This window comes from Novosphingobium ginsenosidimutans (genome assembly GCF_007954425.1).
Lineage (GTDB): Bacteria > Pseudomonadota > Alphaproteobacteria > Sphingomonadales > Sphingomonadaceae > Novosphingobium > Novosphingobium ginsenosidimutans.
On record NZ_CP042345.1, the window covers coordinates 390,702 to 405,136 of the forward strand.

Below are 14,435 nucleotides of genomic sequence, written 5' to 3' on the forward strand. Positions count from 1 at the left end.
GCGGGATGGGTTAGACCAGCAGGAAGACTGCGGCGATTACCCACATCACGGCGGTCGCCAGCCAGCCCACGGCCTTCAACCGCCGCGACAGCACCAGCTTGCCCATGACCTTGGGATTGGTCGCGATGAACATGGTGACGGTCATCAGCGGCGGAGCGAGCAGGCCGTTGACCACGGCCGCCCAGTAGAGCGCCTTCATCGGATCGATGCCGATGAAATTGAGCGCGATCCCGCCCGCTGTTGCCAACACGATCACGCCGTAGAAAGCCTTTGCTTCCTTGGGCTTGCGGTTCAAACCTTCAGTCCAGCCGAAGGTTTCGCTCACCGCATAGGCAGCGCTCCCGGCCAGGACCGGCACGGCCAGCAGGCCGGTGCCGATGATCCCGACCGCAAACAGCGCGAAGGCCAGATTTCCGGCAATCGGGCGCAGCGCCTCGGCCGCCTGGGCCGCGCTTTCGATCTCGCGCACGCCATTGGCGTGCAGCGTCGCCGCGGTGGCGATCACGATGCACAGCGCGACCAGGTGCGAGAAGCCCATGCCGACCAGCGTATCGAGCCGGATCCGGCGCAGTTCCGGCCCGGCATCCCGCGGGCTGATGTGGAGCGGCTTGGTGTGGCGGCGGTGCTGTTCCTCCACCTCCTGCCCGGCCTGCCAGAAGAACAGGTAGGGGCTGATCGTGGTCCCGAAGATCGCCACCAGGGCCATCGCGTGATCGCGATCGAAGCTGAATTGCGGCACCAGCAGGCCGCGCGCAGCCTCACCCAGTGGCACATTGGCCACCAGCACCACGCCGACATAGGCAAACAGTGACAGCGTGGCCCACTTCAGCACGCGGGCGTAGCTGTTGTAGCTCAGGAACACTTCCAGCAGCACGCTGACCACCCCGAAACCGACGGTATAGGCCAGCACCGGCCCGGGGATCAGCAGCGCGACCGCCGCGCCCATCGCGCCAAGGTCCGCGCCGAGGTTGATGACATTGGCCACCAGCAGCAGGATCACCACCACGCGCAGCAAGGCGGGCGAATAGTGCCGCCGCAGGTTCTGGGCGATGCCGCGTCCAGTCGTCGCGCCGATCCGCGCGCAGATCGCCTGGATCGCGGCGAGGAGCGGAAAGCCGAAGACTAGCGTCCAGCCCATGCCATAGCCGAACTGCGCGCCGACCTGGCTGTAAGTGCCGACGCCCGAGGGATCGTCATCCGCCGCGCCCGTAACCAGCCCTGGCCCCAGCACGTCGAGCGGGGAGCGCCGGGCCTGGTCGCTCACGCGGCGGGGCCGTTCAGGGCGTTGATCGCATCCTGGACCCGCGCCTCGATTTCCTCGCGCGGGAGGCCCGGCGGAATCGTTTCGCCGATCCGGTAAGTCACTGTCCCGGACTGCTTGAGCCAGCGGTGGTAAAGCGGCCCGCTGTTGGCCGCGACCGGCACGACAGGCAGGCCAAGCAGCTTGTAAAGCCCGGCAAACCCGGCCTGCAACTCGCCGCGCTGGCCAAAGGGCACACGGGTGCCTTCCGGGAAGATCACCAGCGGCCGGCCCTCAGCGCTATAGGCGCGCGCCGCGCTCAGCATCTTGCGCAGCGCCGAAGCACCCTGGTCACGCTGGACCGCGATCAGGCCATAGCGCTGGCCGACCTTGCCCCAGACCGGAATGCGCATCAGTTCCGCCTTGGCGAAAACCACCGGGCGATCAAAGAAGCCGGGGACGTAGATCGCCTCGTAGAATGACTGGTGTTTCATCGCGATCAGGATTGGGCCCTTGGGGATCTCACCCTCTACTACCAGTTTGATGCCCAACAGGTTCCGCGCGATCGCCGCATGAAAGCGCGACCAGCGCTCCACCGTCAGTCGGAAGGCCCGGTCCATCCCCAAGGCATACTGTGCCGCAGCCAGCAGCACATAGGCCGGGCTGCCCAGATAGAAGGCCATGTAGAAAAGGAAGTTGCGCAGCAGGATCATGACGGGTCACTGCGGCCGTAGCGCAGCAGCAAGGCTGCGCGCCAGATACTTGTTGTATTCGCGAAACAGGGTCGACAGGCTCGGGCGCGTCGGCACGGCATCGGCAACAATGGTGACGCCAGGCGGGGCCAACCGGTCCAGTTCCAACCGGGCGCGGCGCATATGCCAGTCACTGGTCACCAGGCGCACGCTCTCAACCCGCTGACGCCTTAGCCATTCGGCGGTTTCCAGCGCATTCGACTGGGTGTCCATCGCCTGATATCCCAGCGTAACACAGCAAGCCATCCGCGCGGGGCGCACGCGATACTCGATCGCAAACTCGTATGGCTTGACGCTGCGATCCACGCCCGAGACCAGGAGCCGCCGCGACCAGCCGCGCTTGACCGCTTCAAGTCCGCGCTCAATTCGCCCGGCCCCGCCCGTCAGCACGACCACGCCATCGGTGCGCTCCTCACCCGCCGGTTGCGGCAGATTTACGGCGAACAGCACAAAGCCCAGCGCCCAGATCAGAACAATGAAACCGAAGAACCGGCCAAGCGTGCGAGCCATGATCAAAGCATCCGCCGCAGCGCGCGCAGCACGGTCCAGCGCGCGGTCAACATGGCGAGACCCACCCCGCCGACCGGGACCAGCGCCAGCAGCAGCCAATCAACCCAGCCCAGCGCACCGCCATTGACCAATCCGGCGTCGAGCCCGGCAAACTGCTGTCCCAGCAGCAGCACGGCCACCAGGCCAAGCCCCAGGCCGATTGCCCCGCCTCCAGCCGCATCGAAGCCAACCGAACGCTGGAACAGTCGCGCGATCTGTTGATCGGTGCCGCCCAGCAGATGGACGATCTCGATCGTCTCGCGATTGGTGCCAAGCGCATTGCGCACCGCCAGCAGCACCACCGCCGCCAGCGCCGCTGCCAGCAGGCCGACGAGGGCCAGGGCCAGCAGCCGTAGCGAATCGATCGCGCCAAAGACCGGCCGCAGCCAGGTCGACTGGGCATCCACGCGCGCATTGGGTGTCACTTCGCGCAGCAGGCGCCGCAGCGAACCAAGCTTTTCGCCCGTCACCTCTTCGCGCAGCCGCACGTCGACGATCGCCGGGACAGGGATTTCCTGTCCCTCGATCACCAGCCCGCCAAGCCATGGCTCGATCAACTGCTCAACCTCTTCCTGGCTGACCACGGTTGCCGCATCGATCCCCGGCACGGCGTTAAGCCGCTTTGCAGCAGCTTCGGCCTGGCGCAACCGCGCCGTGGGATCCGCTTCGACGATCTGGACTGTCACCCCGCCAGCCAAGGTATCGGCGGCATTGCGCGCAACATTGCTGGCGGCAAGACCAGCAGCAGCGGCGATGACCGTCAGCGCGACCATGATCGCGATCACCCAGGGCATCGGCCCGGCCAGGCGTGACTGCGGAACCAGCTCGGTATCGTTGAGGCCCGAGAGCGACCGCAATCCGCGCATCAGCGAACTGCCCGGTACCGGGGGAAGTTTGATCGCCATGCCGCTCAGCCCTGCATCGACCGCGGGCGCGGCGGATAGCGCAGCGCACCGGTTGGATCGGACAGCCGCCCCTTGTCGAGCCGCATAATCAGCGAATCCGGCACCTTCTTGAGCAGGTGGACATCGTGGGTCGCGACAACCACGGTCGTTCCCAGCCGGTTGAGTGCTTCGAACAACCGCAGCAGTTTGACCGCCATGTCAGGATCGACGTTACCGGTCGGCTCGTCGGCGACCAGCAGTTCGGGTCGGCCGATCACGGCCCGGGCGATCGCCACGCGTTGCTGCTCTCCGCCCGAAAGCTGGGCCGGGCGGGCCTGCATCCGGTCAGCCAGGCCAACCCATTCAAGCATGTCGGTGACGGGCTTCGTCAGCTCGCGCTCGGCTACCCCGGCCACCCGCAAGGGCAGCGCAACGTTGTCATAGGCCGAGAGATGCTCGACCAGCCGGAAGTTCTGGAACACCACGCCCAACCGGCGGCGGAAGCCCGGCAGGCGATCGCGCGGCAGGGTGATCGCATCGGTGCCGAACATCCGGATCATCCCGCGCGACGGGCGCTGGGCGAGATAGAGCAGCTTGAGCAGCGAGGTCTTGCCGGCACCACTCGCCCCGGTCAGGAAATAGAAGCTGCCCGGGAAAAGCGTGAACGAAACATCGCTCAGCACCTCGCGATCGGTGCCATAGCGCAGCCCGACATTGTCGAAATGCACGATCTCCCCGGGGCCGGCTGTGGTCATCCTGGAGTTCCGGGGGTCATCGCGGGCAAGGTCAATCCGGCAAGAGGGTTCTTCGCGGGCGGCTATAGCGACCAATCAATGTGGAAAAAAGGGCAATGCAGCGCAGCTTCACCGTCCTTGCGCTTGCTCCCTTGCGGCACACCATGCTTAACGGTGGCACGATGATCATCGCGTGCCCCGCCTGTGCCACCCGTTATGTCGTGCCCGACAGTGCGATCGGCGTCGACGGGCGGACCGTGCGCTGTGCCAAGTGCAAGCACAACTGGTTCCAGGAAGGCCCGCAGATCGCGCCGCCACCCGCGCCGGCACCAGTGCCACCGCCGCCGCCAACGCCCGAGCCGGAAGCTGCTGAGCCGCCCAAGGCCGAAGCCGAAGCCGCGCCGCCCACTTCGGGCTGGAACTGGTCGGAACCGGCGGAACCGGCAGCCGAACCGGCCGATGCTGCTTCAAAGCCTGAGTCCGAAGCACCGACTGAGCCCGAACCGCAGCCGGCACCTGAACCGGAACAGGAACCTGCTCCGGCCAGCCACCGGCTGGATGCCGCACCGCCGGTAGACGAGGTTCCCGTCCCGCCGGTCTATTCCGAACCGATCTATCAAAGTCCCTATGGCGACTATGACGAGGCTTCGCAGTTCGACCACCAGCCGCTGCTGGCACCGCGGCGCAATCCGGCCCGGATGTGGATGATGGCCGCCGTGCTGTTCGCCGCGATCTCGATCGGGGCAGTCGGCGCAACGGCCTGGTACGGCCTGCCGGACTGGATGCCCTTCGCCAAGCCGGTTTTCGCCAAAGAGCAGCCGGGGCTGAAGCTGGAATTTCCGCCGCGCCAGCAGGACCGCTATCAACTGCCCAACGGCACCTGGTATTTCGGCGCCAACGGCACGGTCACCAACACCTCGCAAAGCCCGCGTTCGGTGCCGGGGATCCTGATCGTGCTGCGCGAAAAAGGCGGGCGGATCGTCTATAGCGCCGAAGTCCGCTCACCCAAGCGCGTCCTGGCGCCAGGTGAAAGCGCCGACATTCGCGAGGCCCTGGTACCGGTACCCAAGTCCGGCGTGCGGGCTGAATTCGGCTGGAAGCCAAACTAGGCTATTCGAACTCGATCAGCGCCTGCCCGGTGCCATTGCGCCGGACCTGGCGGTGTGGCTCCTGCGGGCCGGGATCAATCGTCGCTCGCGCTGCCGAAACGATCTCGACCGTCGCCAAGGCCACAGCCTGAACCCCGCCGCGCGGCGCTTCGGGTGCCGGCGCAGAAGCGCCTGCGGCAACGGTCAGCAGGAGCAGGGGAGCAATCATCGCCATAGGTAAACGGCGAATTTACCATAACCGCAATCGTTCAGAACGGGACGTCCCGGCCCGGCACAGTACGTGTAAGGTGCCGCGCCCTTTCCGCGCTTGCACCCCCCGGAACCCTTTGCTAATGGCCCGCTCCTACCCCCCCGGGGCGACAAGCTTCGCCCCGTTGATTTAGCGGTCGTGGCGGAATTGGTAGACGCGCAACGTTGAGGTCGTTGTGGGCGAAAGCCCGTGGAAGTTCGAGTCTTCTCGACCGCACCAATCAGTCTCACAAGGTAACCGAGTTTGGCCTTCGGGCATCGCATGCCCGAAGAACGGCGCAGTTCCGCGCGGTTTAAGGGCTGGGCCTAATAGGGTTGAAGCCAGAGACTCTTGGCGGCACTCCGGCTGCAGCCAACAACTCATATAAAGGCAAAACGCCAGGACTCTGAATCGCAGTGAATTATCGCCATTCTTTCCATGCCGGCAACAGCGCCGATGTCGTGAAGCACAGCCTGCTGATCGCACTCGTGCGGGCCTTGCAGCACAAGCAGAGCGCATTGACCCTGATCGATACCCATGCCGGCTGCGGGCTGTACGATCTTGCTGGCGAGGAGGCAGGCCGCACCGGCGAGGCCGCACAGGGCGTGCTGCGGGCCTTTGCCGATCCGAACCCCTTGCTGGGCGAATACCGTGCCGCCGTAGAGGCGGTGAATGACGGAGATACCGGGGGAGCAGCACCGCGCCTCTACCCCGGCTCGCCGCGGATTCTGGCGCAGCTTCTGCGCCCGCAGGACTTCCTGATTCTGAATGAAAAGCATCCTCAGGATGTCGATACTCTGCGCAGCGCAATGCGCGGCACATCTGCCGCCGTGCATGCGCGCGACGCTTACGAATTCTGGCTGGCGATGCTGCCGACCCGATCCCCTCGCGGTGTGGTTGTGGTTGACCCGCCGTACGAGCAGACGGACGAACGCGCTCGCATCACGGCCACGCTCGCCGCGGCACACCGCAAATGGGCACATGGCGTGACGGTGATCTGGTATCCGCTGAAAGACCGCGCCACGCAATCGCGGTGGAAGCAGCAGCTGCGCCGGCTCGGAATCCCCAAGTTCCTGTGCGTGGAACATTGGCTTTACGACAGCGATCAGCCGGGCAGCTATAACGGCGCCGGTCTCTTTATCGTGAACCCGCCCTACGCCTTTTCGCAGGCGCTGCCGCCGCTGTTGGAAGCCCTGCGCGCCGCGCTGGCGCCCGAGGGGCACCGGGGCGAGATCACGGCGGATTGGCTGAACGACTAAGCTAAACGAAGGCTGGCGTGCAGCTAGTTGCCATCAGCATCGACCACGAAAACGATCGGCTTTCCCCGCGAAGCGGGCTCCCAACCGGCCTGCAAGGCTGCTTGGATGCCCCTGATTATGACCGCGTCACTGACCTGAAGCCGGCCGCGCTGCATGCCCTTCAGCAAGCGCTTCGGCGGGGGGAATTCCAGCAAGGCGCCGCGCTGTGTGTGCCTGCGCAGCAAAGCGACAGTCATGCCTTTCCAGCCTTCAGACTCGCCCCACTGCGGCTCGCTGCGCAGCTCCCACTCGTATTGAAACCCGTCGACGTCGACGATACCGGAAAGCTTGTGGATCTTGGTCATGCTGCCAGACCTAGCAGGTCTACGTCCACAAACCACCGGGGGTTGCAGATCGGCGCACCTGGACGACCGCCTGCTTCGTGGAGTGCCAGATCAGCACGCAATGACTCGTGTGCTCGGCGTGCGCAGTCATCGCAATGATCGCGGCGGATTGTGTGAAACCTAGATCCTAAGTTGGCTACCAAGCTCGACAACACGGTTGGCGGGCAGGCGGTAGTAATCCATCGCCGACTCCGAAACCTTGAGCAGCCAGGCGAACAGGTGTTCGCGCCACAATGCCATGCCGGCCACTTCTTTTGCGGCGATCAGCTTTTGCCGCCCAAGGAAATAGCTGGTCCGCATGGGCTCGAGACCGATGCCGTGTTGGCTGATGGGTGCCAAGTCACGCGGAATGTCAATTTCCTCGGTAAAGCCATAGTGCAGGATCACCCGCGTGAAGCCGTGGCCCACGCTGCGCATCTCCAACCGCTTTTCCGCCTCAACTCGCGGAGTTTCCTCTACCGCCACGGTCAACAGCACGACATTTTCATGCAGGACCTGGTTATGCTTGAGGTTGTGCAGCAGCGCTGCAGGAACGCCCTCCCTTGCGGCAGAAAGGAACACCGAGGTGCCCTTGACCCGGTGGACCGAGGCAGCGGTGGACTTGACGAAAACCTCAAGCGGTATGGCATCGGCTAGCAAGTGATGGCGAAGCACACTTCGCCCCTTGGCCCAGGTCGTCAGCACAGTGAAGATAACGCCCGCGACCAGCAAGGGCACCCAACCGCCGTCGGCGATCTTGGCGATGTTGGACAGGAAGAACGATACGTCCACGAGGGCAAACAGCCCAATCGTTGCTGCCGCTGCCCACGGCTTCCAGCGCCATACCTTGAACAGCAGGAAAGCAAGCATGGCCGTGGTTATCAGCATGGTGCCGACCACCGAGATGCCATAGGCCGAGGCCAGCCGTGTGGATTCCTGGAAGCCCAGCACCAGCACAAGCACCATGACCAACAGGCCCCAATTGATAGCAGGCATGTAGATCTGCCCAGCGGATTTCTCACTGGTGTGGAGGATCTTGAAGCGCGGCAGAAACCCAAGCTGGATCGCCTGGTGCGTGACCGAGAAAGCGCCTGAGATCACTGCCTGACTGGCGATGATCGTTGCCAAGGTCGCAAGGATGATCAGCGGCAGGCGTGCCCAATCAGGGGCCATCAGATAGAACGGGTTCTCCACCGCCGCCGGATTGGCAAGCAGCAGCGCCCCCTGGCCCATGTAGTTGAGCATCAGGCAAGGGAAAACCAGGACTAGCCAACTCGCCCCGATTGCCTTGCGGCCGAAATGGCCCATGTCGGCATAGAGCGTCTCCGCACCCGTTACGGCAAGGAAAACGGATCCCATCGCGAGGAAGGCGAGGCGGGGATCCTTCTGGAAGAATTCAAGCGCCCATACTGGGTTGAAGATGGCCAGGATTTCCGGCCGCGCAGCAATATTGACCACGCCAAGCGTGGCGAGCGTCCCGAAATAGACCAGCACAATAGGACCGAACAGCGCGCCCACCTTTGCCGTGCCGCGGGACTGGATGAAAAACAGTCCCAGCAGGATCAGCACGGCAATCGGCAAGACCAAAGGCTCAAGCCGCGCCTCGACGATAGTCAGCCCCTCGACAGCGGAGAGCACCGAGATTGCCGGGGTCAGCATGGCGTCGCCATAAAACAGGGCGGCAGCAGCCACGCCCAGTACCATGAGCAACGCCTTGCGCCGGTCATCGAGGTGGCTCGAGATCAGTGCCAGCAGCGCGAAGGAGCCGCCCTCACCCCGGTTGTCGGCCCGCATGGCGACGAAGACATATTTGACCGTAACGATCAGCATCAGTGACCAGAACACGAGGCTGAGCACGCCAAAGATATGCACCCGATCGACAGCCAGCGGGTGCGGGCCGATGAAACTTTCCTTCATCGCGTAAAGCGGGGAGGTGCCAATATCGCCGAATACGACGCCGATGGCGCCGAGCATGAGAACGGGAAAGCTGTCCTTCTGCGGCTGGGGTGAGGGGGCTTGGTTAGCTGCGCGAACGCGGGCCGAAGTGCTGTGTGACATGTCTTCATTGTGGGCGCTCGCGGCATAAAGATTCCATGTGGATTTCGTGGGTACATGGCATAATTGCTCGACGCCGCAGAACCTTGGTTGCATCTTCGCGCCATGAGAGACGCCCCAACCGTCGTGTCGGACCTCGACCGCTCAATCGGCATGAAGCTCGCTGCATATTGCGGCGCCTTGTTGCTTGTCGTTCTTTCGACTGCTTTCGGGCTCTACCTCGCCTCCCGCTGGGGGAATTCGCCGGTAGTGATGCTGTACCTGCTGCCCGTGCTGGGGGCGGCGATTTACGGCGGGCTAGGCCCGGGGCTGGTCGCGGCGGTGGCCTCAGCGCTGGCCTATAATTACTGGTTCACCGAGCCCCTGCATACGTTCGAGATTCATGCTGCGGCCGATGTGGTGACCGTGGTCGTGTTGTTCCTTGTCGCCGTGGTCTGTAGCCAGCTGGCGTCATCGGTCCGGCGGCAGGCGCAACTGGCTTCCCAGCATGCGGCGCGCAATGCCATGATTGCTGGCTTCGCCCGCCGCCTGCTTTCCGCGCGCAGTGAGACGCAGGTTGCCGAAGCGAGCGCACTTCGGCTCGCAGAATTGTTTGATTGCCATGTCGTCGTGCTGGGTCAGAATGACGATGGTGAGCTGCTCGCGCAGTCGTCAGCTGAAGCGGCGCTCAGCCCAAGTGATCTCGCTGCGGCATCGTTTACGCTCCAGTCGGGCGAGCGCTCCGGACGCGGGGAAAAGCGCGCACCGCAGGCCGACTGGCAGTTCCACGTCGTCACGGCGGACGGCCAGGTTGTCGCTGTGGTCGGTCTCGCGCGAACCGATGGCACTCCGCCCGTGCGCGATGATGGACTGCTCTTGTTTGAAAGCTTGACTGACCAGATGGCCCTCGCGCTCGACCGCGCGCGGCTTGATGGCGAGGCGCGCGAGAGTGCGGCATTACGCCTGCGCGACAAGATCCGCTCTGCGCTCCTCACCTCGATCGGCGATGATGTGAAGCCCAGTCTGAAGGCGATCCAAGGCGCCGTCCGTGCGCTGCGCCGCGAAGGCAGCGCCAACAAGGCGCTGGTAACGCAACTTGATGCCGAGGTTACCCGGGTCGAACGGCATATCGACAACCTCGTCGATGTCGGTCCGGCCGAGCAGTATGAGGCGATTGAACTTGGCGAGCTCTCAATCGATCTGCACCGCCGCAAGGTTTTGCGAGGCGGCGAAGCGGTGCGCCTGACGCCGAAGGAGTTCGCTGTCCTTGCCGAGCTTGCCAAGCACACAGGCCGCGTGCTGACCCACACCCAGCTTCTTCGCGCCGTCTGGGGACCGGCGCAGCAGGACCATGTCGACTACCTGCGCGTTGCGGTGGGAGCCCTGCGCAAGAAGCTGGAATGTGATCCAGCCCGGCCAAAGCTTATCCTCAACGAACCTGGTGTTGGCTACCGCCTGGTCGCGCAGAGCCCGGCGAAATCGCCAACCGGATGAGCGAATGGTCGGTTCGCACGGCTAGGTTAGTACCATTGAGGGCGGCAATATCATCGGCCGCGATGATGGGCCGCCCGTTTGAAAACGGGCGGCCCATTGCGACCCTTGGGATGTCCCTAACTTTGGTGCGGCGGCAGCCGATGCCTGCCGGTCTTGCTTTTCTGCCTTTGGCCTAGGCCGGAGTCTTGGCGGCTGAATCCGTGCCTGCAAGCATTGCGATGATCTGTTCCGTCGTGGAAACTTGGGTGGGGAGTGCACTAGCCCCAGGTTCTGGCGCTGGCGAAAGGGCCGGTGCTTCAACCGGCGCGGGCTCGGCCGAAGGTGCAGGTTCGGTGCGGCGGCCTGCACGGAAATCCGCCAGCGATTTTCTGGCTGCCTCGACATCGCCCGAGGCGATGGCAGCGCCAACGGCTTCCATCGAGCCGCGAGCCTTCGCAGCCATTGCGGCAGGTGCAGTCGATTCATTGAGCGCGGTAAATGCGCTCTGCGCGACAGCAAGGTCGCCGCGCGCGATCGCAGAGTTGAGTTGGCCGAAATTGGCCGGGCGCGCATGAGCGGCATGACCGCGTCCAACAGCACCAGATACAGCCATATTCATGAGCTTCTCCTCGATTACCAGTCAAAGGCCGGTGACGACAGCGATAGGGCAGGATGGTGAGCGGCCCAGAAACCCCGCCATCCGCAATTCACCGGATAAGCAAGTGCCGGGCTCTAGTGTATGGCACGGCTTTGGTGGGGCGTGATCAAGATCACGTGCTTCCAGGCGCAGGCGTGGCTAACTGCGCCAGCTCAGGCGACTCCCGCTGCCCCATCAAATGCCGCGGGAGGGCCAACCTCACCGCGACACGAGATGGTCGCCGGCGGGAGCCAGAGCGGAAGGGGACCGCCATGCTTACAACCGCCGATTCCAATGCTCTGTTGCAGTCTGTTCGCGCCGAGCTGGCGAATGTAATCTTAAGCTTGCAGGCGCATCAGGGACACCCTGAACCGGAAATCGAGAAAGCGGTAGCGCATCTCAAGCAAGCTTTGCTGGAAGTCGACCGGGCGCTGGCTGACGCCGTCCCAGCGGTATCTGCTGAATCAGAAGCGGAATGACCGCGATGCGGCCTTTGTTGCTCAGCCGCTTCATGAATGGAACCTGACGGCCACATTCAGGGTTATGCGCGCGGTGCGCTGTCATAGGCGCGCGGTTTCTGGGAAGGAACTTCAGAGTGAAAGCAGAATTGTTGCAAATTGCGTTCGAAAACGCTTCCGACCTCCAAGGTGCAATTGCGCTGCTAGAGGCGGCACTTGATGCGTTGGACCGGGCCCACAACCGGATCCCGGCGGCTTACGTCGAGCACGCGCTGATATTGCTTCGGGCTGAAGCGATGGATTGCTTTGAAGGACTGCTTGAACACCAGTAGCTTCCGGTCGCTCTCAGGCGATGACAAGCCACCCGCGAATGTGGTGGATCATAGCGCATCACAACAGCAACTGAAGAGCTTGTGCTGTTCGGAGGTAACCCCTTTCCGTCAAGACCACTTTCGGTTCGTCAGAGCCGGCGTCGAGCTTTTCGACTAGCTGCCAGCTCTCCAGCACCTCTATCCAGCGCAGACCCACTGCCAATGAGCTCATCGGTTGACATAGGGCAGAGATCGAGAGGACGCTGCCCCTTGCCCGTGCCTGGAACAGTTCGAGCAGGATGACGCACGCTGGCGTAAAGACGAACCCTTCGAACTCGAATATCTCGTCAATCTTTTTCAGAACGATGCGGAGCGTCGCAGCGAGTACGCTCAGGGTTTCATTGCTCGCAAATGCGCCTGCTTCAGGATTACTAACGCTTCGCAGTTCCAGGGCCAGAGCTTCGATCCGCTGGGCGAGCACTTCGCCAGCGGCTTTCTGGAAAACAGTCTGCTCTTGCACACGCGGCAAAGATTGACGATCGCTCACGGAGCTGTCTCCCTAGATGATGAGCACACTTGCTTCGCGACGATCCCTCTTCGACTAACTGAGGCGATTATGCAAGTCGGGCTGTAAATAAATTTCAAATTTATGATCCCCAAAGCAATTTTATAATTACTTTTTCATATCTAATATGCAAAAAATTATCATCAAACCGAATTTATCATAAGAACTACTCGTAGATCAAAAATTCCATCCGCTACGCGCCGAACACATAATGATTTCCAATATCTTATATATATATTTTCAAAATTATTCCGTATTATTGAATAATAATGTTTCTTAAGTATGAGTTGTTTAAATCAGTTCGATATAAGATATCCCACTCGGGCTTTATACTGCCGGCGAGATCCGAATAACAAGACTTCAAACTGGTCAGAGCCCCAATTGTCCTTTGACATAACAAGCTCGTCGGTATCTCAGCGACTGCCAGGACCGGATGTTTGACGGCAGTTCAAACCGATATCCCCATTTGACCAGACTGGGTGTGCTGAACTTCGATCGCTCCATCTAGTTGGTCACGGATCGTTCCCAGCGCAGCTGCTCGTCCGGCACTTTGAACCATCGCGCACTCCCCAGCACCATCGCGTTCGGCGTAGCGGACTGGCTCGTTAACACCAGTTAACGCGAACAGTTAAAGGCCGGCAAACTTCATGTCCGAAAGCGGCTGAACGCAATTGATGGCCCGTTTGCGATCGGCTGGGACCCCATCTTCACAATTATTGTCTTGCGATGTCGCTGAGGTGGAACCGAATAGCGAGATCGATGGTTTATCCGGAATCAGCGCGTCTGCAGCGCGCGTGATGCCGCCGACCTGGTGGGAGAAACTTGAAGAAAGAAACCGTCGACGAGCCAGCATCTGGGTGGACCAGTAATTTTTTTCAGGTTGTTGGGCAAAGGCTTGAAGCTTAGCGCGTCGACACTTTCTGGAGGATTTTGAGTGGCAACGCCGCATAGCGATCATATTGGACACGGACGCGACGCAGGACTCGTGCAGCGCGACATTATCCAAGCAACCGAAGATTTGCTCCTCCAGTTGGATGAAGCAAAGCTCAGCCTGGCCGCAGCCCATGTCCAACTGGCACTGGATGTCCTGCGGGGGCCAAGTTTGCCCAGACCGCACAACTAGCCAGTGACGCAAGAGCGCGAGGCCCGCTCAAGCGTGCCAAGCATTGCGCCGGCGCCGCCAAATCCGGTTATCGAAGCGCCTTGCGCAGCTGCGACCTTTGGCGCCTAAGCGTACTTGGAGCGGTTCGGTCTGGCAGAGGCTAACTTGCCGCGGAGATAGTTCGTCATCTTCTGGACCCCGAGATCAGTCAGCGCGACCCAGGTCCGACGCTGATCGGCCTTGTCGCCAGTCCGCTTAACCAGGCCCTGTCCTTCAAGAATGGCAACCCACCGCAAGGCGGTTGTGCTGGGCGATGAGGAAGCCAAGCAAGCCGAAGTTACTGAAATTCTGATCTCATCAACATGGGCCACGTAGAGATCAAGCAGAATATCCCAAGCCGGTTCGGCAAATAGATATTCATCGAAGTAATCGCCACGTGAACGGCGCCGGCGATACTCTTCGCGCGCTATGTTCCGAAGTCGTATACTGTCATCAATCGGGGCGCCGTCCGGCCTGGCCGAGCGATCTTCAAGCGAGACTACTTCCGAGTTAGGCCGAGGAGCGGCCCGACCATCGGCAAGTTGCAACAGATAGGCACCAAGGTCCCGCAGTTGCTCCTGTAGATTGTTCTCTTCGACCTGAACTTTCATTTGCTTTAGCACCCCGTTATGCCGTCAAAAGCCCCCCAATCACTGGCCTTCACCTTCTGCTCTCTGCCCCTTCTTTGGAGCAGCGCT

The 14,435-nt window shown here is 62.1% G+C and carries 17 protein-coding genes and 1 tRNA gene; 6 read left to right on the forward strand and 12 right to left on the reverse strand.

Going from position 1 to position 14,435, the window contains the following annotated elements:
- Window positions 1-10: 10 nt before the first annotated feature.
- The 5 genes from FRF71_RS01870 to ftsE are packed head-to-tail and all read right to left on the reverse strand — an operon-like array spanning window position 11 to window position 4,180.
- Entirely contained in the window at window positions 11-1,264 is a 1,254-nt protein-coding gene (locus FRF71_RS01870) for an NRAMP family divalent metal transporter (RefSeq protein ID WP_147088962.1), read from the reverse strand.
- Window positions 1,261-1,953, reverse strand: coding sequence for a lysophospholipid acyltransferase family protein (locus FRF71_RS01875; protein ID WP_147088963.1), 693 nt, complete (start codon window positions 1,951-1,953; stop codon window positions 1,261-1,263). The genes FRF71_RS01870 and FRF71_RS01875 overlap by 4 nt, the downstream gene beginning before the upstream one ends.
- 6 nt (window positions 1,954-1,959) lie before the next feature.
- The gene (locus FRF71_RS01880; RefSeq protein WP_147088964.1) at window positions 1,960-2,502 is read right to left on the reverse strand and encodes a YdcF family protein; all 543 of its coding nucleotides are present in this window, start codon (window positions 2,500-2,502) and stop codon (window positions 1,960-1,962) included.
- Window positions 2,503-2,504: 2 nt separating this feature from the next.
- A complete protein-coding gene (locus FRF71_RS01885; RefSeq protein WP_238339362.1) occupies window positions 2,505-3,446 on the reverse strand; it encodes a cell division protein FtsX in 942 nt (313 codons plus the stop codon).
- Between the two features lie 5 nt (window positions 3,447-3,451).
- On the reverse strand, window positions 3,452-4,180 hold the full coding sequence (ftsE, locus tag FRF71_RS01890; protein WP_147088965.1) for a cell division ATP-binding protein FtsE: 729 nt from the start codon (window positions 4,178-4,180) through the stop codon (window positions 3,452-3,454).
- A gap of 95 nt (window positions 4,181-4,275) precedes the next feature.
- On the opposite strand from ftsE, the gene FRF71_RS15675 reads away from it, so the two are divergent.
- Window positions 4,276-5,268 (forward strand): MJ0042-type zinc finger domain-containing protein, encoded by a 993-nt coding sequence (locus FRF71_RS15675; RefSeq protein WP_272949951.1) that lies wholly within the window; start codon window positions 4,276-4,278, stop codon window positions 5,266-5,268.
- Window position 5,269: 1 nt separating this feature from the next.
- Here FRF71_RS15675 and FRF71_RS01900 read toward each other — a convergent pair whose 3' ends face one another.
- Window positions 5,270-5,482, reverse strand: a complete 213-nt coding sequence (locus FRF71_RS01900; protein WP_147088966.1) for a hypothetical protein — start codon at window positions 5,480-5,482, stop codon at window positions 5,270-5,272.
- A 168-nt stretch (window positions 5,483-5,650) separates the two neighbouring features.
- On the opposite strand from FRF71_RS01900, the gene FRF71_RS01905 reads away from it, so the two are divergent.
- Window positions 5,651-5,737: transfer RNA gene (locus FRF71_RS01905), tRNA-Leu, on the forward strand.
- Window positions 5,738-5,913: 176 nt separating this feature from the next.
- Window positions 5,914-6,756 (forward strand): 23S rRNA (adenine(2030)-N(6))-methyltransferase RlmJ, encoded by an 843-nt coding sequence (locus FRF71_RS01910; RefSeq protein ID WP_147088967.1) that lies wholly within the window; start codon window positions 5,914-5,916, stop codon window positions 6,754-6,756.
- Between the two features lie 23 nt (window positions 6,757-6,779).
- Here FRF71_RS01910 and FRF71_RS01915 read toward each other — a convergent pair whose 3' ends face one another.
- Entirely contained in the window at window positions 6,780-7,100 is a 321-nt protein-coding gene (locus FRF71_RS01915) for a hypothetical protein (protein WP_147088968.1), read from the reverse strand.
- Between the two features lie 159 nt (window positions 7,101-7,259).
- Window positions 7,260-9,176 carry a potassium transporter Kup gene (locus FRF71_RS01920; RefSeq protein ID WP_147088969.1) on the reverse strand — a complete coding sequence of 639 codons (1,917 nt, stop codon included), beginning with the start codon at window positions 9,174-9,176 and terminating at the stop codon, window positions 7,260-7,262.
- 102 nt (window positions 9,177-9,278) lie between these two features.
- Between FRF71_RS01920 and FRF71_RS15725 the strand changes: the two genes are divergently transcribed.
- Window positions 9,279-10,646, forward strand: coding sequence for a DUF4118 domain-containing protein (locus FRF71_RS15725; RefSeq protein WP_147088970.1), 1,368 nt, complete (start codon window positions 9,279-9,281; stop codon window positions 10,644-10,646).
- A 172-nt stretch (window positions 10,647-10,818) separates the two neighbouring features.
- Here the strand turns inward: FRF71_RS15725 and FRF71_RS01930 are convergent, their stop codons facing one another.
- Window positions 10,819-11,244, reverse strand: coding sequence for a hypothetical protein (locus FRF71_RS01930; protein ID WP_147088971.1), 426 nt, complete (start codon window positions 11,242-11,244; stop codon window positions 10,819-10,821).
- A 290-nt stretch (window positions 11,245-11,534) separates the two neighbouring features.
- Here FRF71_RS01930 and FRF71_RS01935 point away from each other — a divergent pair, with 290 nt between their 5' ends.
- The gene (locus tag FRF71_RS01935; protein ID WP_147088972.1) at window positions 11,535-11,741 is read left to right on the forward strand and encodes a hypothetical protein; all 207 of its coding nucleotides are present in this window, start codon (window positions 11,535-11,537) and stop codon (window positions 11,739-11,741) included.
- Between the two features lie 116 nt (window positions 11,742-11,857).
- Window positions 11,858-12,052 (forward strand): hypothetical protein, encoded by a 195-nt coding sequence (locus FRF71_RS01940; protein WP_147088973.1) that lies wholly within the window; start codon window positions 11,858-11,860, stop codon window positions 12,050-12,052.
- Between the two features lie 58 nt (window positions 12,053-12,110).
- Here the strand turns inward: FRF71_RS01940 and FRF71_RS01945 are convergent, their stop codons facing one another.
- From FRF71_RS01945 to FRF71_RS01955, 3 genes are all read right to left on the reverse strand, one after another.
- Window positions 12,111-12,578 carry a hypothetical protein gene (locus FRF71_RS01945; protein ID WP_147088974.1) on the reverse strand — a complete coding sequence of 156 codons (468 nt, stop codon included), beginning with the start codon at window positions 12,576-12,578 and terminating at the stop codon, window positions 12,111-12,113.
- 646 nt (window positions 12,579-13,224) lie between these two features.
- The gene (locus tag FRF71_RS01950) at window positions 13,225-13,662 is read right to left on the reverse strand and encodes a hypothetical protein (RefSeq protein WP_147088975.1); all 438 of its coding nucleotides are present in this window, start codon (window positions 13,660-13,662) and stop codon (window positions 13,225-13,227) included.
- A 161-nt stretch (window positions 13,663-13,823) separates the two neighbouring features.
- Window positions 13,824-14,348 carry a helix-turn-helix domain-containing protein gene (locus FRF71_RS01955; RefSeq protein WP_147088976.1) on the reverse strand — a complete coding sequence of 175 codons (525 nt, stop codon included), beginning with the start codon at window positions 14,346-14,348 and terminating at the stop codon, window positions 13,824-13,826.
- Window positions 14,349-14,435 lie beyond the last annotated feature (87 nt).

Bases quoted from the DNA above. Each gene is read 5' to 3' on its own strand.
- FRF71_RS15725 (WP_147088970.1), top strand. From the start codon at position 9,279: ATGAGAGACGCCCCAACCGTCGTGTCGGACCTCGACCGCTCAATCGGC.
- FRF71_RS01915 (WP_147088968.1), bottom strand. From the start codon at position 7,100: ATGACCAAGATCCACAAGCTTTCCGGTATCGTCGACGTCGACGGGTTT.
- FRF71_RS01950 (WP_147088975.1), bottom strand. From the start codon at position 13,662: ATGGGCTGCGGCCAGGCTGAGCTTTGCTTCATCCAACTGGAGGAGCAA.
- FRF71_RS15675 (WP_272949951.1), top strand. From the start codon at position 4,276: ATGCAGCGCAGCTTCACCGTCCTTGCGCTTGCTCCCTTGCGGCACACC.
- FRF71_RS01920 (WP_147088969.1), bottom strand. From the start codon at position 9,176: ATGTCACACAGCACTTCGGCCCGCGTTCGCGCAGCTAACCAAGCCCCC.
- FRF71_RS01875 (WP_147088963.1), bottom strand. From the start codon at position 1,953: ATGATCCTGCTGCGCAACTTCCTTTTCTACATGGCCTTCTATCTGGGC.
- FRF71_RS01885 (WP_238339362.1), bottom strand. From the start codon at position 3,446: ATGGCGATCAAACTTCCCCCGGTACCGGGCAGTTCGCTGATGCGCGGA.
- FRF71_RS01935 (WP_147088972.1), top strand. From the start codon at position 11,535: ATGCTTACAACCGCCGATTCCAATGCTCTGTTGCAGTCTGTTCGCGCC.
- FRF71_RS01900 (WP_147088966.1), bottom strand. From the start codon at position 5,482: ATGGCGATGATTGCTCCCCTGCTCCTGCTGACCGTTGCCGCAGGCGCT.
- FRF71_RS01930 (WP_147088971.1), bottom strand. From the start codon at position 11,244: ATGAATATGGCTGTATCTGGTGCTGTTGGACGCGGTCATGCCGCTCAT.
- FRF71_RS01880 (WP_147088964.1), bottom strand. From the start codon at position 2,502: ATGGCTCGCACGCTTGGCCGGTTCTTCGGTTTCATTGTTCTGATCTGG.
- ftsE (WP_147088965.1), bottom strand. From the start codon at position 4,180: ATGACCACAGCCGGCCCCGGGGAGATCGTGCATTTCGACAATGTCGGG.
- FRF71_RS01955 (WP_147088976.1), bottom strand. From the start codon at position 14,348: ATGAAAGTTCAGGTCGAAGAGAACAATCTACAGGAGCAACTGCGGGAC.